The 19,025-nt window shown below is 56.6% G+C and carries 13 protein-coding genes; 4 read left to right on the top strand and 9 right to left on the bottom strand.

The features are described from left to right. Positions 1–6: 6 nt before the first annotated feature. From LOC70_RS08640 to LOC70_RS08625, 4 genes are read right to left on the bottom strand one after another with little or no spacing between them, the layout of a single operon-like run. Positions 7–1,722, bottom strand: a complete 1,716-nt coding sequence (locus LOC70_RS08640) for an alpha-amylase family glycosyl hydrolase (protein ID WP_230253211.1) — start codon at positions 1,720–1,722, stop codon at positions 7–9. Beyond that, a complete protein-coding gene (locus tag LOC70_RS08635) occupies positions 1,719–2,996 on the bottom strand; it encodes a glycosyltransferase family 4 protein (protein WP_230253210.1) in 1,278 nt (425 codons plus the stop codon). Before LOC70_RS08635 ends, LOC70_RS08640 begins: the two co-directional genes overlap by 4 nt. A gap of 44 nt (positions 2,997–3,040) precedes the next feature. Next, the gene (locus LOC70_RS08630) at positions 3,041–4,015 is read right to left on the bottom strand and encodes an HAD family hydrolase (protein WP_230253209.1); all 975 of its coding nucleotides are present in this window, start codon (positions 4,013–4,015) and stop codon (positions 3,041–3,043) included. 11 nt (positions 4,016–4,026) lie between these two features. Then, a complete protein-coding gene (locus LOC70_RS08625) occupies positions 4,027–4,572 on the bottom strand; it encodes an FxsA family protein (protein WP_230253208.1) in 546 nt (181 codons plus the stop codon). 474 nt (positions 4,573–5,046) lie between these two features. Here LOC70_RS08625 and LOC70_RS08620 point away from each other — a divergent pair, with 474 nt between their 5' ends. Continuing rightward, the gene (locus LOC70_RS08620) at positions 5,047–8,730 is read left to right on the top strand and encodes a PVC-type heme-binding CxxCH protein (protein WP_230253633.1); all 3,684 of its coding nucleotides are present in this window, start codon (positions 5,047–5,049) and stop codon (positions 8,728–8,730) included. A 171-nt stretch (positions 8,731–8,901) separates the two neighbouring features. Here LOC70_RS08620 and LOC70_RS08615 read toward each other — a convergent pair whose 3' ends face one another. Then, positions 8,902–9,204, bottom strand: coding sequence for a FliM/FliN family flagellar motor switch protein (locus tag LOC70_RS08615; protein ID WP_230253207.1), 303 nt, complete (start codon positions 9,202–9,204; stop codon positions 8,902–8,904). 43 nt (positions 9,205–9,247) lie between these two features. Here LOC70_RS08615 and LOC70_RS08610 point away from each other — a divergent pair, with 43 nt between their 5' ends. Then, positions 9,248–9,586, top strand: coding sequence for a histidine kinase (locus LOC70_RS08610; protein WP_230253206.1), 339 nt, complete (start codon positions 9,248–9,250; stop codon positions 9,584–9,586). Positions 9,587–9,625: 39 nt separating this feature from the next. Here LOC70_RS08610 and LOC70_RS08605 read toward each other — a convergent pair whose 3' ends face one another. Continuing rightward, positions 9,626–11,080 carry a glycoside hydrolase family 32 protein gene (locus LOC70_RS08605; RefSeq protein WP_230253205.1) on the bottom strand — a complete coding sequence of 485 codons (1,455 nt, stop codon included), beginning with the start codon at positions 11,078–11,080 and terminating at the stop codon, positions 9,626–9,628. A 208-nt stretch (positions 11,081–11,288) separates the two neighbouring features. On the opposite strand from LOC70_RS08605, the gene LOC70_RS08600 reads away from it, so the two are divergent. Continuing rightward, positions 11,289–12,284, top strand: a complete 996-nt coding sequence (locus LOC70_RS08600; protein ID WP_230253204.1) for an adenosine kinase — start codon at positions 11,289–11,291, stop codon at positions 12,282–12,284. A 91-nt stretch (positions 12,285–12,375) separates the two neighbouring features. Here LOC70_RS08600 and LOC70_RS08595 read toward each other — a convergent pair whose 3' ends face one another. From LOC70_RS08595 to LOC70_RS08585, 3 genes are all read right to left on the bottom strand, one after another. Next, positions 12,376–13,050 (bottom strand): peroxiredoxin-like family protein, encoded by a 675-nt coding sequence (locus LOC70_RS08595; protein ID WP_230253632.1) that lies wholly within the window; start codon positions 13,048–13,050, stop codon positions 12,376–12,378. A 249-nt stretch (positions 13,051–13,299) separates the two neighbouring features. Continuing rightward, on the bottom strand, positions 13,300–15,660 hold the full coding sequence (locus tag LOC70_RS08590) for an ATP-dependent helicase (RefSeq protein WP_230253203.1): 2,361 nt from the start codon (positions 15,658–15,660) through the stop codon (positions 13,300–13,302). Between the two features lie 113 nt (positions 15,661–15,773). Then, a complete protein-coding gene (locus tag LOC70_RS08585) occupies positions 15,774–17,477 on the bottom strand; it encodes a hypothetical protein (RefSeq protein WP_230253202.1) in 1,704 nt (567 codons plus the stop codon). A gap of 689 nt (positions 17,478–18,166) precedes the next feature. Here LOC70_RS08585 and LOC70_RS08580 point away from each other — a divergent pair. Then, on the top strand, positions 18,167–18,877 hold the full coding sequence (locus LOC70_RS08580) for an RNA polymerase sigma factor (protein WP_230253201.1): 711 nt from the start codon (positions 18,167–18,169) through the stop codon (positions 18,875–18,877). The last annotated feature ends 148 nt before the right edge of the window (positions 18,878–19,025 follow it).

The following is a 19,025-nucleotide window of genomic DNA, read 5'->3' as shown; positions in this document are numbered from 1 at the left end:
GAAGGCTTAGGCGGTGGAAGAAGCAGTCAACCAGCGTACCTGATACGGAGCCATCGCGATGGGGGCGTCGGTGCTCAAAGTCTCGTTGCTCAACACATCGGTGGAACCCGAGCTGGGAAGAAGTTCCCATTCGATGGTGCGAGGCTCACCCGACAGATTGGCCAAAACACAAACGGCCGTGTCGTCGTCCAGTTTGCGTTCGAACCCGAGCAATCCATCGGCGGGCAGCGACAAAACGCTTTGCGACGCGGTGGGATGGAACGCGCGTTGTTGCTTTCGAACCGAAAGCAAATGGCGATACCCCTGGGCGACCAAGTTCTGTACCGAGCCTTCCGCAGCCAAAGCCGATTCGAGTTCTTCGCGGGTGTATTTGTGGCGGTTGATGCGGCGAGGAATGTTGGACGTTTCCATGCCGTCGATGTCGTTGGGCGAGCCCACCAACGAATGGAAGTAAACCGCGGGAACACCCTGCATCGACAACATGATCGCTTGCGTGGCCAAGAACCGTTTGGCGTGCTCTTCGGCCGACACCTGTGAACGATCGGCGACGGCGTCCAAGTAAGTGACGTTCAATTCGTAAGGGCTTTGCGAACCATCGGGTTTGGTGCGCATACCGATTCGTCCGCCGTGGGCTTTGGCGATTTCCACCAAACGATCGACACGTTCCGGCGGCAGGATGCCTTCGGCCGGACGAACACCAATGCCATCGTGCGATGCCGTGAAGTTGAAGAACGTGACTTGATCTGTTGGCAACACCAATGATCGCATCCAGTTTTGAATCACGCTGGTGTCACCGCTGTGAATTGCATCCAGCAGCAACGGCGGCAAACTGAACTGGTAAACCATGTGGGCTTCGTTGGTTCCATCACCGAAGTACGAGATGTTCTCGGCGTGCGGTACGTTGGTTTCCGTCAGCACGATGGTTCCCGGAACCGCGACATCCAATACGCGCCGCATCAGTTGCACGGCGGCGTGGGTTTGTGGCAAGTGCAAACACGTCGTGTCGATTTCTTTCCAAAGGAACGCGATGGCGTCCAGGCGAATGATGCGTGCACCTCGCCGAGCGTATTCAACCAACGTTTCCAACATCGCGAGCATCACCCGCGGGTTGGCGTAGTTCAGGTCGACTTGATCGGCGCTGAATGTGGTCCAAACGTGGCGTGGCCCGGAGGCGGAATCGAATTTGGTGAGCAGCGGCAGGCTTCGCGGACGAACGACTTCGGAGAGGTCTTCCGACGGATCGGCGGTCGCGTAGAAATCGGCGAACTCGGGATCGTCTTGGAGGAAGCCTTGAAACCAACTGTGTTTCTGCGACGAGTGATTGAGCACCAAGTCGTACATCAGATCGAAACGCTCGCCGAGTCGAGCGATGTCGTCCCAATCACCCGATTCAGGATCCACGGCCAAGTAGTCAGCGACTGAAAAACCATCGTCGCTGGTCGAAGGACAGAAAGGCAGCAAGTGAACGCAACGAATCAGTTCGTCAAAGCCGTGGTCCAGTAAGAATTGCCGTTGGGCGTCCAGCGGCGAGGTGCCTTCCTGGCGAATCTGATCCGCGTAAGTGATCATCACCACATCGCGGTGATCCCACATTTCGGCGGGAGGCGTGGCATCTGACGATTGTGCAAAGCACCGCTGCAAGCCTTCGGCGAGCACGTCGGGAACGTGCCCATACACATCGGTGATCCGTGACCGAGTGACGTCGTCGATAGAAAAGCTCACAGATTGTCCTGTCCGGTGAAGTTCGTGACGAGGGCGCGAAGTTTTCGACGAAGGACACCGTACGAGAAGAACGCGCGGCCGATCTCGTAATTGAAATCCACCATCTCATCTCGGAACGCTTTGTCGCGAATAATCCGTTCGACTTTCGCGACCACTTCCTTGGTCAAATAGCCATCCATCGAGATGACTTTCGCCCCTTTGGGTTCGATGTCCGCCACGTAAATCGAATAACGATTCACTAACACCGGTTTGCGATAATAGAACGCCTCGAGCAAGGCGTTGCCAAATCCTTCGTAAATGCTCGGGTAGGTGATGAAGTCCGCTTGCGAATAAGCATCGGCCAACGTGTAGATGCGATTGCCATCTTCATCCAAACTGCGTTTGTCGCCGACTCGATGATCGCACAATCGCAGATCAACGCCGCTGCCTTCCGCCAAATCTTGCAGGACTTGCAGGTATTCGTCGCCTTCGTCACCACTTGCGTGCGAGATCACCAGTTTGCACTTGTCGTTCTTAAGAGCCGCCACCAACGCGATGGCATGTTCAATGCCTTTTCGCGGAACAACGCGAGTGGGTTGCAAGAAAAGAATGTCGTCGTCTTCCAGCCCAATGTCTTCGCGGAAATGCGAGGCGTACTCATCGGCTTGCGGTGGCTCGTTTTCAAAATCGAGCACGTTGGGAACCAAGATCGACGAGACACCACGTCGATGTGACAAGTCTTCTTGTGCAAACGAGTTGATCGTGACGTTCTGGATCTGTGGCAATGCTGGCGGGAACGCCATCCACAACATGTCGGTGACGGCGGAAACGCTGAACCGATCACGCTCCCAATAAAAATCGTGGTGGTGCGCGATGGTGGGAAAGCCCGTTTCGGCGATGAAGTTGGTCAGGGCCACGCCCAACGGCAAATTCATCGGAATGCACAACGCGTTTTGGACGATCAGCAGATCCAAATCGAAACGACGCGTGAATTCGTAAAGCGTTTTCTTCAGATAGTCCGCCAGCGTGTAGATCCGCTGCGTCACATCCGGTGTTCGGGTGCGAGTGCCAAACGCGCGGCGATTGATCCATTCGATGTCGGGGTGACCGAAATAAGCGTGAGGCACGACCATCGAAGTCGATTTGTCACGATCGCTTTGGCCGGAGTACCAGTGGCTGACATGCCCGTTGTCCCAAAGGACTTGGGCCCATTTCGCGCTTTCCAACGACACCCCATCGGTGCCGGCAAAGCGTGTCCCCACAAAACCAATCTGGACGCCCATCGTTGATGCCACTCAAGTGTGTTTCGTCTGTCGGCCAAACGTTCCAAAACGTTCTCTCACAAACACTCTACTATCTGATCCCAGTGTGTCAGCACCATGTCGGGCAAACATTTCTGGCAGCGTGGGTCGTCGAGTCGCAAACGCAGGCTTCGTCCGTCACCAGCGAACAACGCGGTTCGCAAACCAAACTGCTGTGCCGCCCACACGTCGTTCAGCATGTCATTGCCGACGTAGAGCGTCTGTTCGGGAGCGATGCCCAGCGTTCTCAGATGACGTGTCGCACGATCAAACAGCAGTGGCCCAGGCTTCGCGGCTCGGTAGCGATAGGAAAAATGACACGCGTTGAGATCGAACACGGACGACAGATCAGCCCCAACCGCTTGCGTGTCCGCAGGTGGCTGCTGCGCGTGTGAGTCATCCGAATGTCGCGCCGACAGCAGATCTTCGACGATCAACGGAGTGTAAAACTGAGCGTTACTGACGATCCCCAGGCGTTTTTCCGAACGCTTCATTGCGTGCAACGCGTGAAGGGCACCGGGCATCGGCCAAACCGGGTTGGCTCGACCTTCAACGCCGCAGATCAAGGGCACGAAAAAATTTGGATTCGACGCCAAATCACGGCGATCATTCGCTTTCAACACCCTTTGCCAGACGCGAGTGATGTCGACTTCCGGTTTGGGGTTCGTCTCGAAGCGAGCGGCCTCGTTGGTCGTGATGATCTCGTTGCGGATCTGTTCCGCCGTGGGCAGTCCATTCAAGTTTTCGATACCAGCCTCACGTGCTGATTCAATGATCCAACGATTGGCGGCGTCTTGCTGGGAATCATCCGCGGTTCCAACATCACCGCTGCCGCTGATCACCAGTGTTCCGTAAACATCCAGCAACACGCAACGGACGTCGGATAAGTCCATTGGCTTCGCGATGACGCGATCCGATTGTTCCGGTGGGACGGAAAGTTCGGATGGTGCCAATGGTTGGCGAGAGAAAAGTTTGTCAGCGAGCGAAGGGGAGGATGCGCTGGATGAGTTCACGGAGCAGAGCTTCAGGACGACGAGGAGTGCTTAGGTTCAAAGTGCGGCGAGTCAATCGTATCGCGTGAACCGCTGGCTCGCTGCCCGTTGGAACCGCCCCATGGTGAACCGCCCGTCGCCGCATGAGATGAATCGTCATGCGGGCTGGTTGGGCCCGACTGTGCATGAGGCGAACCGCCACCGAATGTGTGCATTTGAAACCGTCCCGCGAAGCGACGTCGCAAGTAGCCACCGATCAGTCGGCGACCGGGAGGCGTTAACAAGGTGAAACCAAGTGCGTCGGTGAGCAAACCGGGCGTCAGCAACAACGCGGCCGCGAAAGCAATCATCAGACCATCCTGAATTTCGCGGCTTGGCATTTTGCCTTGGGACATCGCCGATTGAAAACGGAACCAAGTCGCCAAGCCTTCACGGCGGGCGAGGAACGAGCCGATGATTCCGGTGACCACGACAATCATCAACGTGGTCAACCAACTGGTCGCGTCAGCCAGTCGGAGCAACAGCACCAACTCGACGAACGGCACAACGATCAACAACGCGAGGAGACGAAAAAACATTGGCAAAAGGGTGGGCCAGTGAAAGAGTGAATCCCTGCCAAGATGGCAAGAAGATCAGGTGACATCTGCTACATTACGAATCCATAGCGATTCCCGTTCCCGGCGTGTCGGTTTTTTGACGGCACGAGATTCCACGGTTGTAATTCGGCGGACGTAGGATGGGCATTTACGCCTGTTCACGTCGCTGTCGTCGGCCAGCAGTGGCCAACCTCCGGTAAAATCAACGAGCCGTTCCGGAAATCGCCTTCCCACCTCTGACTCCTTCCATTCAAAACTCCCGCTCTCTCAATGCGTTTCATGAAATCGGTCGCGTTTTCGCGTTCCAAGACGTTTTCTCATTCGTGTGAAATGGCTCCTGCAGCCACGTTTTCCAAGACGACTCCTGTCCAGGCTCACTCCCGTTTGTTTCGGGGCGCTTCGTTGGTGATCGTCGGCCTGCTGGTCGTCGCCAACGCTTCCTCCAATGCCGACGCGATGGATCCGGCTTCTTTGCCAGCCAAGACCCGATTGGCGTTTGTTGGCAACGGGACGGCTCAGCGAATGAGTCTGTACGGGCATTTGGAAACCATGTTGCATTTGCGAACTGCCCAAAACCCTTTGGTGGTTCGCAACTTTGGTTGGCCCGCTGATGAAGTGTCGCAACAAATTCGGCCGGGGAATTACACGGTCATCGATGATCCGTTTCGCGTGTTCGCGCCGCAAGCGTTTCTGTGCTTCTTCGGCATGAACGAATCGTTCGCGGGGGAGTCGCCCGAACAAATCGCGAAATTTGAATCGGACTACCACGCTTACTTGGATCGTTTGGCCAAGATGTTTTCCGAAGAAGGGCGTCCGGCGCAGTTCGCTTTGGTCACGCCCATCGCGTTTGAACCCAGCGGCAACCCGCTGCAGCCCGATGGTTCGCGTCACAACCGCTACTTGGCAGCTTATGCGGATGCGGTCAAACGAGTCGGCGAGCAGCGAGAACTGAAAGTCATTGACGTTTTCACACCCACGGCGGAACTGTTTCAGGAGGAAGCCGGATGCCAGTACACGGTCAACGGTATGCACCTGAACGAAGCCGGCGATGAAGTCGTTGCTCTGTTGATCGATGCGGCGTTGTTTGATCAGGCCGGCCCACAAGTCGGCGCAGAACGATTCGAGAAGATGCGTCAGGTGGTGAACGATAAAGACTGGTTGCACCAGCAAGATTATCGAATGCTGAACGGTTGGTACGTCTACGGCGGTCGCCGCACTTGGGACACGGAAACCTTTCCCGGTGAGTTCAAGAAGATCCGCAAAATGGTCGCCGTTCGAGACCAATACTTGTGGGACATGGCCGCGGGGAAATCCGTTCCGGACGAAGTCGATGATTCCGCCACCGGCGAGGTCTTCATTCCCGAAACCATGTTCGGTTCGCGAAGCGATTCGTTTCGTGAAATGCGAGAACCCACCACTTTGGACTATCCAACGCCGGAAGAATCCATTGCTCAAATGACCATTCCGGAGGGATTTGAGGTTCAGTGTTTCGCGAGCGAAGCAGACTTTCCTGAATTGGCGAATCCAACCCAAATTGCGTTCGATCAGCGAGGACGATTGTGGGTGTCGTGCATGGTCAACTATCCGCAATGGTTGCCGGGCAAGAGCCGCCCCAGTGACCGGTTGCTGATCTTCGAGGACACCGACGGCGATGGCAAAGCGGACCAGTGCAAACCGTTCTATGACAAGTTGATCTGTCCCACCGGATTTGAGTTTTACAAAGACGGTGTGTTGGTGATCGACGAACCGCACATTTTGTTTTTGCGAGACACCGATGGGGACGACGTCGCAGACGAAGTCACTCACGTGTTGGACGGCATCGGAACGGACGACACTCACCATGCGATGGGTGCGTGGGAATATTCCAACGGTGGTCGACTGCACATGCAGGAAGGCATCGCGATGACCAGCACGGTCGAAACACCGTGGGGCCCCGTTCGCAATGTCGGTTCATCCGGCAGCTATGTATGGGATTTGGAAAGCCTGCGTTTGACCCACTTCCGCACGCCGGGGCAATACAACCCGTGGTGTTTGGTGTTTGATCGTTTCGGCAACGGGATCATCGGTGACGGCACCAACGCTCAGCACCACTGGACCAATGCTCTTTCCGGTGGCGAGGTCCGTTCGCGAAAGACGTTGGAGCCGATCTTCAACAACCATGGCATTCGTCCGGCGGCCGGGAACGAGATTCTGCGATCGCGTCAGTTCCCCGAGGAATACCGCAATCGTTTGATCTACGCCTGCGTGATCAACATGCACGGCATGCCCGCGTTCGAGTTGCGAGATCAGGACGACGAGGCGGGACTTACCGGTGAGCGAACCGACGACCTGCTTTCCAGCACCGACATGTTCTTCCGTCCGGTGGATCCCAAAATCGGTCCCGATGGAGCGTTGTGGTTTGGAGATTGGTGCAACGCATTGATCGGCCACATGCAGTACTCGCAGCGTGACCCCAATCGAGATCACGAACACGGTCGGATCTATCGAATGTGGCACAAGGACCGTCCGATGTTGGACGTGGTCACCCAAACGGGACTGCCCACCATCGAGGTGATGGATCAGTTGTTGGCGTATGAGACCCGTACTCGCTATCGCGCCCGCCGCGCTCTTCGCGAACGTCCGGTGGACGAAGTGAAGGCGGCGGCTTCGCAATGGATGAAAGACAACCCATCCGCTGAGTCCGCGTTGGAAGTGCTTTGGTTGCAAGAACACTTCCACAACGTGGACTTAGAAGTTGCCAAGAAAGTACTCGCAGAAGGGAATTTCCAACAACGTGCCGCAGCAACTCACGTGGTGGCGAACGAATGGCGTTTCTTGTCCGGAAACGAACAAGCGAACTCCGCCGAGCAAATTGAATTGTCGGTCGAGCTTCCGTTCGTTCAGTTCTTGCTGGATGCCGGTCGCGACGAACATCCTCGCGTGCGTTTGGAAAGTGTCCGTGCGGCGAGTTTGCTGAATCACCCGGTTGGAGTGCGTGTCGCGTTGGCTGGCATCGATCAGCCCGATGACAAATGGGTGGCGTATGTGTTGGAACACACGATGTCGGCTCTGTCGCAACACTGGGATGGCAACACCCCTGAGATCCAAGAGTTGGTCGCGTCGCTTCCGGAGAACGCAGCGGAGTATTTGAAAGAGTACAAAATCATGTCCGGGCCGGGCGCTGAAGTGTATCGCCCGCTGAAGACGCTGGCCGATGTGGATGCGGAACAAGACGAACAATTGGCCGCGCTGCAGAAAGTGGTCGCCGCATCGCGTGGCAGTGCTTCTAACGGAGCCAAGGTGTTTGAGCGAGTTTGTTCAGCCTGTCACCAGCACGGCAAGCTTGGCAAAGAGTTTGGTCCCAACTTGACCGACATCGGAATGCGGATGTCGAAGGAGCACATCATTCGTTCGATTGTGTGGCCCAACGAGGAGATCGCCAAAGGCTACGAGACCGTCATGATCTTGACGTTCGATGGCGAAGCAATCGGTGGCTTCATCCTGAAGGAGGACGAAGAAACGATCACACTTGGGATCGCTGACGGGAAAACAAAAGAGATCCTCAAGGACGATATTGAGATTCGCAAACCGATGAAGGCGAGCAGCATGCCCGAAGGTTTGACCGAGACCGTTGCTCCGAGTGAGTTCTTGGATCTGTTGGCGTTTTTGACCGGTGATTGGGTCGCCACCGATCCCAATTCGGATTTCCCACTTCGCAAAGACGGTGAGTGGATGGAAGTGACTCGTGATTCAATGATCTTAGTGCCCGGCAATTGGCCGTCGCAGTGGAATCGCGAAGCACGTCACTTGCTCAGCGGCGAAGGTGATCGACGAGAAACATTCGCGATTCACTCCAATCAACCGGAGACCAATCCGGCGGTGGTCATTCGACTGGCCAATCCCGCCAAATTGATTCGCGGAACGATCACGAACCGTCGTGACAAAGCGTTTTACGATCGAGCGAAAGGTTTGGCGGTTTGGACGTCGATGGACGGGGAGCAATGGACGCAAGTCTGGAAGAGCGAAGGTCCAAAAGCCGAATGGAATGTGGAGTTGCCCGAAGGCACCAAGGCTCAATACATCAAGATCGGCTTGGAAGGGTCTGGCATTTTCCACATCGACAAAGCCTTGTTCTTCGGCAAATCGCTGGAAAGCAAATGACGTCGATTCCGGACAAGACCCGTAGGTCAGGCCCCGCCTGACGACCTGTCTTGTGATATTGGCCCGCCCGACGGCTTCGTTGGGCGGGCCTGGCCACAGTCGTCGGCCAAGAGTGGCCAACCTACGTTTCATCCCATCCGTAGGTCAGGCCTTGCCTGACGCCCAACTGAATCAGTCTTCTTGTGGGACGCCAATTTCGCGAATTCGCAGGCCGAACTTGTCGCCGATCTTGACCGTTTCACCGGTGGCGATCGGGTGCCCGCCGGCTCGCAATTCCAGCGGTTGGTCGCAACTGACATCAAAGGTCAGCATGGACCCAGGAACCAGCGACAAGATCGTTTTCAAAGGTTCCTTCTTTTCCGCCAGCGTCACGTTGACGATCGTGCGGATGTTCAGCACCTTCTCCCGATACGTGTTGGACGCGGGAGCTTCGGCTTCTTCGGTCGGCTTGTCTTGGGTGGCGTTCTCGCTCATTCTTCCTTGATCCTAGCACCTCGTCTATCGACCAAATCGAGCTATGAAATCCACTGTATTGTTCCTCACCGGCGATTTGATTTTCGCTTCCCGAGTCCGTGCCGCCTGTGAAACAGCCGGCAAGAACTTCGCATTCGCGGGACGTTTGCCGGAAGAACCCGACGAGGACATTGGCTGGGTGATCGTCGACCTGTCCACGCGAAACGGCGTGGTCGCGGATTTGATGCCCACGGTTTCACGCATCTGTCCGGATGCCAGCGTGATCGCGTATGGTCCGCACGTCCAAGTCGATCGCTTGAAGAAAGCTCGCGCCGCCGGTGTGCCCACCGTGCTCACGCGAGGCCAGTTTGATGCAAGTTTGTCGAGCCTATTCACCGACTGAATGCCGTGTCGCGATCTCCCGATCGCAACGGGGCGGAAGTCACCAGATGCTCTTGATCGGATGCAGTTCCAGCGATTTCAGTTTCACTTGGCCGCCGTCGGTGAAGACGGCGACGCTTTCGTCATCGGGTGTGAATGCGAACTGTTCGCTGTAGGAGAAGACTCCGCCGGCCGCGAAAATTTCGAGCGTGCTCCAATCGACCAGCATTCGAAGAGTCAGTTGCTGGTTGGCGTCCGGTCGAAGCGGTTTCCCGAGCAGCGTTTGGGCCTCGATGTCGTAGGTGATTTCCTTGTTCGCAATTTGAAACGTGACCCGTTTCGCGGTCGTCTCGTTCAAATCGAACGTTGCCGTCAAGTCAAAGGCTTCCGCTTGAACGCCACTCAAGACTTGGTTGCTCGAAGTCTTTGGGCCGATGGTTTCGTTCTTCCAGGCAAGTGTTGTCTCGTAGAGGTCAGAGATCCGCCGGATCGGCGTGCGAGTCACTCGCATTTTGCCGTTGTAGGTGACCAAGCCAATTTTGACCGGGAAGGTTGCGTTGCGTTCCCAGGGACTCTCGCCAATGCCTCCGTTCCAGTGGTCGTTCCAAGCGATTTGGATCACGTCGCCTGAGGGCAGGTTGGGACGGAAGAACGTTTGTCCGGCGTAGAAGTCTGGACCCACATCCATCACCAGAACGTCTTGTTCCGGGGTGAAGCGAACGCCATCGAATTGTCCGACCAAGTACGACCCGTTCGCGTCGTGCAAAACCCACTTCATTTGGTCGGGATTGCCATCCAACGGCAACTCGAAGAGGTCGGGGCATTCAAAGCCAAAGTCGATGTTGCTGAGTTTCTTCCAGTTCACCAAATCGTTGGAACCGTAGAAAGTGGTGCCATTCTCGTACAGTGCCATCACCCACGATTGGGTTGGTTGGTGATAGATCACACACGGATCGCGTGGGTCGGCACCTTGCGTGCGATTCGCGACCGGGTTGCCGGGGTAATCGTGCCACGATTCGCCCCCGTCGTTGCTCCAGGCAAGACAGGTTCCCGACTTGGTCCCCGTGTAGATCATCACCATCGCTTCGGCCGTGGAACCGGTGATCTTTTCAGCCGTCTGTCCCGAGATCAGCACACCGCTGCCGGAGTAAACCTGGGCTCCGCTGACGTTGCGTTTGACTTCCGCTGGTAGAAACGATTCCTGAGGAATCAGTGCGACGCCTCGATCATTCCAGTGCAACAGGTCAGGGCTGGTTGCGTAGCCACCGTGCCGAATCGCTTTGCCCCATTGATAGAGCATGTGGTATTTGCCGTCGGCGTAGATCAATGCGTTGATATCGTTCATCCATTCCGTCTTTGGACTGAAATGAAATTGATTGCGATAGTCTTGTTGGTAGCCCACGTCGGCGGGATGCGGATCGTACTGCCCCCGGGCGGGTGCTGTGAAAAAAGTCGTTGCCAACAGTGACGCAAACAGGCAGGCAAATGTGAGAATGCGTGTTGTGAATGGATGCATGATCAGGTGGGGGTTGGGGAGGGGCTGACACGGATCAGTATACGTGCTGATGACGTGGATACTGGTTGGTGGACGCTGGCCAGTGGACGCTGGTTAGCAGAGAAGCGGCGTCTCGTTACACTGCGAGCCGAAGCAGTTGACGCATGGTCCCGAAACGGGTGGGTCGGCTGCCACGAATGAGCTGTTTCTCTCACCTTGGTTACTATTGATGACGCACGACGTTTACGCGGTTGGCAATGCTCTCGTTGACATTCAGACGGTGGTCGCTGACGACCTGATCACCGAATTGGAACTCGACAAAGGGATCATGACGCTGGTCGACGACGAGAAACAGGCTGGGATTCTAAGCCGCTTTGATCTGCCCTCGTTGTCGCGCTGTGCCGGTGGTTCGGCCGCGAATACGATTGCCGCGGTGGCGGACTTCGGCGGGAAAGCGGCCTTCGTGGGGAAGATTGGCGACGACGAAACCGGCGAGTTCTTCCTCCAGGATTTGCGAGCCTTGGGGGTGACGATTGATGTCGACCCACAACCGAACTCGCCCACGGGCACCTGCGCGGTCTTGATCACCGAGGATGCTCAGCGAACGATGCTGACAAACCTCGCGGCATCGACCAAGTTATCCGAGGCTGATATCGACGAAGACGTGATCGCCGCCAGCAAGTACATCTACATCGAAGGCTATCTCTTCATGGGAGAGCAAACCAAAGCGGCGGCGTACAAAGCGATCGAACTGGCCAAAAAGAACAACGTCAAAGTCGCTTTCACCGCATCGGATCCTTTCCTCGTCAACATCATGAAGGACGAGATGTGGGACCTGATTCGCGGGCCAGTCGATTTGTTTTTCTGCAACGAAGAGGAAGCCAAGAGTTTGACCGGGTTGGAGGACCCGATCGCTTGTGCCAACAAGATTCACGAATCGGCAGAAAACGTTGCGATGACGTTGGGGGCCAACGGTTCAATCCTGATGCATGGCGGCGAAGCGATCCCTGTCGAGGGCGTGAAGGTCAAAGCGATTGACACGACCGGTGCCGGTGACATGTATGCCGGCGGCATTCTGTATGGCATCACCAATGGACTGGATTGGCGGCAAGCCGGGCACCTCGCCTCCCACGCCGCAGCTCGCGTGGTCGCGCAGATGGGCGCTCGTTTGGAAAATCAGTTCACCGACGAAGAGGTCAAACAGTTGACCGATTTGACCGCCTGAGCCAACGACGCTCGACAACGAAACGAAAAACGCACCGACGAACTTTCTCGCCGGTGCGTTTTGTTTGCGCTGATCTTTGCTTTGAGTTTGCCTACTGCAGTTGTTTCACCGCGGCAACAACTTCGGCGGGTTCCGCTCGCTTCTTGTAATCCGCATCCAGGAACGCGTAGGTGATCTCGCCGTCCGTGTTGATCACGTAGGTGGCCGCCAACGGCAATTCCATCGCATCGTTGCCGTTGACTTTGGCAAGTTGCAACTTGTCACGGTAGATCGGAAGGATCGACTCGGGAAGCTGAAAGACGATGCCAAATTTCTTGGCTAGCTCGTTGTTGGCGTCATGCAAGACGAGCATGTTGAGGTCGTTACTCTCGGCGGTCTCTTTGGCTTTTTCAGGCAACTCAGGCGTCAAAACGACCAGCTTGGCGCCGGCACCTTCAATTGCGTCCAGTTGTTTTTGCATCGCACGAAGTTGCAGGTTGCAATAAGGACACCATCCACCCCGGTACCACATCAAGATCACGGGGTTTTCTTTCCAGACTTCGCTGAGAGTGACGGACTCTTCGTCCCATCCTTTCAACGTCGCGTCAGCAGCTTGATCGCCGACCTGTTTGGCGGATTCTTCGATGCCAGTCGCGCGAACGCTGTCGATTCCGGATTGGAACGTTTTCAACACTTCGGCTGGGTAACGTTTGGACGCGTTGGTGGCGGTTTCTTGAAGTTGATCGGACAAGGTCGAGGCGTCGTCCGCGGATACGTGAGTTGTCATGGCGGTGGATCCTGCGATGGTGGAAAGCAGTGCGGCGCAAAGCGTGGCGCGGAAGTTCATGTTCGGGATTCCTGTTTGGAAACCGGGCAGAGAAGAAAAGAAGACTTCATCGATAACCACCTAATGACTGTGCTCAGAGATCGCCCGCCAATGACTTCTGATCGCAACCGTTTGGGATCGTCGCCTTCTGTTCCACCAAAGAGAGGTTGAAGTGCGTCGAGCTCGCGGAGTTGACGACGAAACGGGTCGCTAACGCTCGACCAATTCAATTTTCGCGAACGCCAGGCGGAACGTTTCCTCGGTCTCTTCGAATTGGATTTTGGCCGTGCGTTTGGGACCTTTGCCTGTCAGGGCGACGATGGTTCCTTCGCCGTATTCCGCATGACGAACCGTGCTGCCTTCGCGGTAGGCACCCAGCGGTGTCGTTCCGGATTGCAACAGGTCGCTGGCTGTTTTCAATTCGGCTTGGATGGAGACCTTGGCTTTCTTTTTCGGTTGAGGGACATCGTCGTGATAAAGATCCGGAATCGCGGATTGGTCCGTCATCGGAATGATGCGTGGGCCATCGAGAACATCCGTTTGTCCTGCGGGACCACTGTCGGTCACCGCGGCGGGTTCCTGGACCAAGTCCCATGAGTCGGGGTACTCATCGTCGTAAGCGTCGTCAAAGAAATCTCGTTGGCCTTTGACTTCGATGACCTGCATCTCATCACGCGGCAATTCGCCCAGGAACATGCTGGGGATGGCCGGTTGGTTCTCGCCGCGAAAGCTTCGCAGTTTGGCGTAGCTGATTTGCAGCCACTTCTCCGCGCGGGTGATGCCGACAAAGAACAAGCGTCGTTCTTCCTCGAGTTGAGTCTCGTCATCCTTGCTGCGGCGGTGCGGCAGCAAGTTGTCTTCTACCGCGATCACGAACACGCGAGGGAATTCCAGACCCTTTGCCGCGTGCATCGTCATCAGTGTCACGCGATTGTTTGAATCTTCAAACGCATCGGTGTCTGACACGAGCGCCACTTGTTCGAGGAAGGCTTCCAGCGAACCGTCCTCGGGATGCATTTGATCGAACTCCACCGCCGCGGAAATGAATTCGTCGACGTTGGCGATGGGGTTGTTGTCTTGTTGTTCCGGCGTGGTTCGTTCGAGATAGGGAACGAATTGAATCTCTTCGATCAAGTAACGCAGCAGGTCTTCGAGCGTCGCGGTGGCTTTGATGGACAGTCGATCGTAGAGCTTGATGAAGGTACCGACCAACGTCTTCGCACGCTTGGAGAGCGAGTCGATTTCCGAAGCACGGCGAGCGGCTTCCAACATCGGGATGCGATGGGCGTCGGCAAAGTTTTGCAGGCGTTCCAAGGTCTTCGCACCGATGCCTCGCGTGGGCGTGTTGATCACACGTTGCAGTGCGACATCGTGAGCCGGGTTGTTGATCAGGTGCAGATAGGCCAGCAGATCTTTGATCTCTTTGCGTTGGTAGAACTCCAGCCCGTTGACGATTTGGTAAGGGATTCCGCGATTACGCAGTGAGTGTTCGATCGAACGCGTCAGGGCGTTCATGCGACACATGATCGCGAAGTCGCGAGGTTCCGCGTTGCCGGCGATCATTTGGCTGGCGATCTCGTCCGCGATGCCATCGGCTTCTTTGTAGCCGTCTTCGAACTGTCGCAAGACCACCGCGTCGCCGGTTGGATTGTCGGTGAACAGGTTCTTCTGTTTGCGACGTCGGTTGTGGCGAATCAGTTGGTCGGCAACGCGAAGGATCTCTGGTGTGCTGCGGTAGTTCTGTTCCAGCCTCACCGTTTTGACGTTGGGGTAATCCTTCTCGAAATCGAGGATGTTGTTCAGGTCGGCTCCGCGCCAACCGTAAACCGATTGGTCCGGGTCGCCGGTGACGGCCAAGTTCGGATGGTCGACCGAGAGAGCGCGAACAATGGCGTATTGAGCCAAGTTGGTGTCTTGGTACTCGTCGACCATGATGTACTTCAGCTTCTCATCCAGGTTCGAACGAACTTCTGGATTTTCGCGCAGCAACCGAGCGAAGTGGAACAGCAGATCATCAAAGTCAACGGCGTTGGCCGTCAGCAATTGTTGCTGGTAGACCGGATAGACTTTCGCGGCGATCGTGTCGCCGGCGCGGCTGGATTGTTGCGACATGATCTCCGGAGTGATCAGCCGATTTTTCGCGTTGGAAATTGCCGACGCGATGGCTTCTGGAGAAGTATGGCTGGTCGAAACTCCCGCCGCCGCGATGGCGCGTTTCATCGCGGCTTTGGAGTCCGACGTGTCGTAGATCGAGTAGTTTTCCGACAAGCCGATCATTGATGCGTATCGCCGCAGTTGCTGTGCGCAAAAACGGTGAAACGTTCCCATCCAAACGGGTTGGTTGGGCGCGAGCAGATTGACTCGCATCCGCATTTCGTCGGCGGCTTTGTTAGTGAACGTCAGCGCCGCGATCTGCCAGGGACGAATGCCGCTGTGCAGCATGTGTGCGATGCGGTGAGTTACGACGCGGGTTTTCCCACTGCCGGGACCGGCGATGATCAGCAGAGGTCCGTCGATGTGCTGGACCGCTTCGGCCTGTGCCGCGGTCAGGTCTTTTGTGATGGCATCCATGCCGCAAGATTAGCGTGCCCAGGGGAAGTGGGCAACGCAAACAGGGGACCGACCCGATGGCCGATCCCCTGTGCAAATTCAACTGAGTGAGTCGCGAAAATTCGCGGGTGGGCTCACCACATGTATTCCAAACCAGCCGCGAAACCGTTGAGGGTCAGCGAGGTTTCCGAGCTGCTCGGTGCGGTCAAGGCTGCACCACCACCCACGGCGGTTTCGTAAGCGTCGATGAAGCTGTTGTCCAACGGTGCCGAAGCAACATCGTCGATCGTCAGCAAGTGATACGAACCGCGAAGCGACAGTGAGTGCGAGAATCGGTACACGGCGGTGGCTTGGAAATCCAAGATGAATGCACCGTCTTGGCCACCGGTTTCAAACGTTTGAGCCTGTGCCACGGGCAAGGCCCCCGTGTCGGTCGAACCAATGGTGGCTCGTTGACCGAAGTCGTTCTGGACCCAAGCCCCTTTGACTTCCGCACCCAGTTGAATGCCTGGTCGAGCGTTCCACCAGAAATCCACACCGGCTTGCGGGCCGAAGTAGCGGTTTTCCAAATCGTAGTCTTGGACGAAGTTGGCAATGTTGGATCCGGGAGTCCCCGAACCGTTGAATGCGAAACCGTTGTCGAACACGACGTGACGCAGACCGACCAACCACGAACCTTGGAAGCGGCAGTATGGCCCCACGGTTCGGCGGCGGTAGTTGATTTCGTAGCTGTCAAACTCGGCGTGCGAGATGACTTCTTGGAAGTCCGCCAAGTTGGCGTAGCCGCCGACCGGTGCGTTTCCAAAGTCAGAGTAGATCGAACGCAGGCTGCTGGTCGGGCTGGACACGCTGGCGTACCCGTCCCATTCCTGGCCGCCCATGTAGGTGAACTCGATGTTCGAGCCAGGGCCAAAGATTAGGGCGAATGAAATGCGAGCTCCGGCTTCCAGGTCGTCCGCACCCACATCGCTCTGTGACAGCAAGGGGTTGTCGGCAACGCCCGCGACGGCCGAGTTGCCATCGTTGGTCAGCACACGACCGTCATTGAAGCCGTCCAAGTCTTGTGTCAGGAACAAGCCTTCGACCGAAACGTCGTACCATCGCTGGGCACATTTGCCGGCTTCCGAATAAGGACGCAAGCACTCGGACAGTTGGGCGAGACCACCGCCGATGTGCGACGCCAGAATGCCGAAGTCGGTGCTGCCTGGTCCACAGTCGTTGATGCTGCCCAACAAGCCGCCTTGTCCGAGTGCACCGTTGGTGAGGCAAGATCCACAACCGCCACCGCCGCAGGCTCCGCAGCAGTCGCCCATCACGGCGGGCAGCAAGCCTTGGAAGTTGCCACCGCATTGTCCGCTGGCACATCCCGAATCGCCGCAGCCGCAGTTCATCGTGTCGCACCCGGCCGCGTAGCCGCCGCCGAGGAAGCCGCCACCGCCGTGGTAACCCACGGGCATCACACCGTTCGGTGCGTACCCGGGCATCATCAACGGTGCCGATGGCAACGTGGTGGCGATCGACTGTGCACCGGGCATTTGACCGGTGGGCATGGCGGGCATGCCGTCGATCATGGCGGCGGGCCGAACGCCCGACGGCACCATGAAGCCACTGGCGGCATAGTCCATCTCATCGCCGGGGCCGGGTGGTCCGGCAATCGCCGTGGTGGCCGTTGCGGCGGCGATCAATCCTCCGCAAACCAAGTTTCGAAGTTTGCGTAATTTAACCGTCACGCTCTCGCTGAATGATTCCGTCATCCCATTGTCCTCAAGGGTCACACGCAGTCCGGTTCTTTGGTTGGGTCCGGGTTGGTTTTGGGGATCGGGGGTCTGGGCCATCATGGGTTGCTGGTTCGTTTGCCTGGCAATTCGTCGCATTGCAATCGTCTCCGCGGTCACAAAGACCCCAAAATCCCCCCGGGGGTCCCGTGTCTCACGGGAACGCCCAGCCATAAAAATGTCCTGTGGCGGTGAAGGCGTTGATCCAGCGGATTTCTAAGTGTCCATCCGCCAATCTCTCGGCCTCTCGCCGTTGTGGACCGTTCCGCCGTGGACCGAGTAAAAAGTCGTTTTCGGAGAAAACTGCCGCCAATACGGGGGGCAGCACTGCGAAAAGGAGCTTCCAACTCGAACGAAGAAACCGTTCCAGGCGGAGTTATCGGCACAACTTCCGCGAAACATTCGGTAATTCCGGAACAATCGGACCAACCCGCTCGACTGTTGCGACGATTGCAAGCGGCCTGGAACGCGAATTGCCTTCTATGGAGTACTGAATTCGTTGCCTGCCAATTGGGCAGGATATGAATTCGACGCGAAGATGACTTTGACAACTTTGCCGGATTAGCGATAATACGCATGTTGCCTTGGGTTCCCTTGGTGCGGTTCAAGGGTTGTTTAAGTTGCCTTAGCGGCCCTCCCACTCATCGCCTTGGTTTGCAGTTTTTGTGTTTCGTGCGGCGGTTGATGCCTCGTGATGACGCATTGGTAAGTAGACTGGGTGCTACTCATACTCTTTTGAGATCGATCCCTCCATGAACTTTTCAACCTCCGCAGCGATCGCTGATTCGAAGGTGGATGCGGGAAACGTCCTCACCAACGAACCCATCGCTGAACAGACTCCCATCGCCGAACAATCCGACGAGCAATTGGTCGCGAAATATCGTGCCAGTGGTCGTCGTGATATCTACGAAACTCTGATGCGTCGCTATGAGCGTGAAATTTACGCCTATTTGCGTCGCTACATCGGCAACGCGGAAATGGCCGAAGACGCCTTTCAGGGTACCTTTTTGCAGGTTCACCTGAAGTGCAACCAGTTCGACCTGACCCGCCGCTTTCGACCATGGCTGTACGCGATCGCCACCAACCAAGCCATCGATGTGCAGCGTCGCAACAAGCGTCACCGCATGGTGAGTCTGGATCGTCCCGCCAGCGGCCAAGAAGATGACCGCGGCGGTAGCTGGTCCGAAAAGTTGGAAGGTGCGATGACGGATCCGTTGGCGGCCGCCTCGAAGGAGGAAAACGGACGCTGGGTTCACGAAGCGGTCGAATCGCTGGGCGAACCCATGCAGCAGGTCGTGGAGTTGGTTTACTACCAAGGCCTGAAATATCGCGAAGCGGCTGAAATCCTCGGGATTCCCGTTGGAACCGTGAAGAGCCGGCTGCACGCCGCGGTGAACCGTTTGAGCGGTTTGTGGGACGACACCCACGAGGAACGCGACGCGGAAGAGCCTCTGAGCAACTGACTTGGCTGAGCAACTGACAAACAAAGGCGTTCAATGATGGACGCCTTTTTTTGGTTTGCCCAGCGAAGCTGGCAACCCCAGTCGGTGCTTGCCACCGACCAAGCCCTGTTCATGGGGAATTGAATCCGATTCGCAAGGGCGTCGTTGG

Origin of the sequence: Rhodopirellula halodulae (assembly GCF_020966775.1) — a bacterium.
GTDB lineage: Bacteria > Planctomycetota > Planctomycetia > Pirellulales > Pirellulaceae > Rhodopirellula > Rhodopirellula halodulae.
The sequence above is the reverse complement of the archived record's forward strand: the minus strand, read 5'-3'. Positions and strand labels throughout refer to the sequence as shown.

Excerpts from the sequence above, each read along its gene's own strand:
- LOC70_RS08625 (WP_230253208.1), bottom strand. The coding sequence starts at position 4,572 with ATGTTTTTTCGTCTCCTCGCGTTGTTGATCGTTGTGCCGTTCGTCGAG.
- LOC70_RS08620 (WP_230253633.1), top strand. The coding sequence starts at position 5,047 with ATGGATCCGGCTTCTTTGCCAGCCAAGACCCGATTGGCGTTTGTTGGC.
- LOC70_RS08615 (WP_230253207.1), bottom strand. The coding sequence starts at position 9,204 with ATGAGCGAGAACGCCACCCAAGACAAGCCGACCGAAGAAGCCGAAGCT.
- LOC70_RS08610 (WP_230253206.1), top strand. The coding sequence starts at position 9,248 with ATGAAATCCACTGTATTGTTCCTCACCGGCGATTTGATTTTCGCTTCC.
- LOC70_RS08605 (WP_230253205.1), bottom strand. The coding sequence starts at position 11,080 with ATGCATCCATTCACAACACGCATTCTCACATTTGCCTGCCTGTTTGCG.
- LOC70_RS08600 (WP_230253204.1), top strand. The coding sequence starts at position 11,289 with ATGACGCACGACGTTTACGCGGTTGGCAATGCTCTCGTTGACATTCAG.
- LOC70_RS08595 (WP_230253632.1), bottom strand. The coding sequence starts at position 13,050 with ATGACAACTCACGTATCCGCGGACGACGCCTCGACCTTGTCCGATCAA.
- LOC70_RS08590 (WP_230253203.1), bottom strand. The coding sequence starts at position 15,660 with ATGGATGCCATCACAAAAGACCTGACCGCGGCACAGGCCGAAGCGGTC.
- LOC70_RS08585 (WP_230253202.1), bottom strand. The coding sequence starts at position 17,477 with ATGATGGCCCAGACCCCCGATCCCCAAAACCAACCCGGACCCAACCAA.
- LOC70_RS08580 (WP_230253201.1), top strand. The coding sequence starts at position 18,167 with ATGAACTTTTCAACCTCCGCAGCGATCGCTGATTCGAAGGTGGATGCG.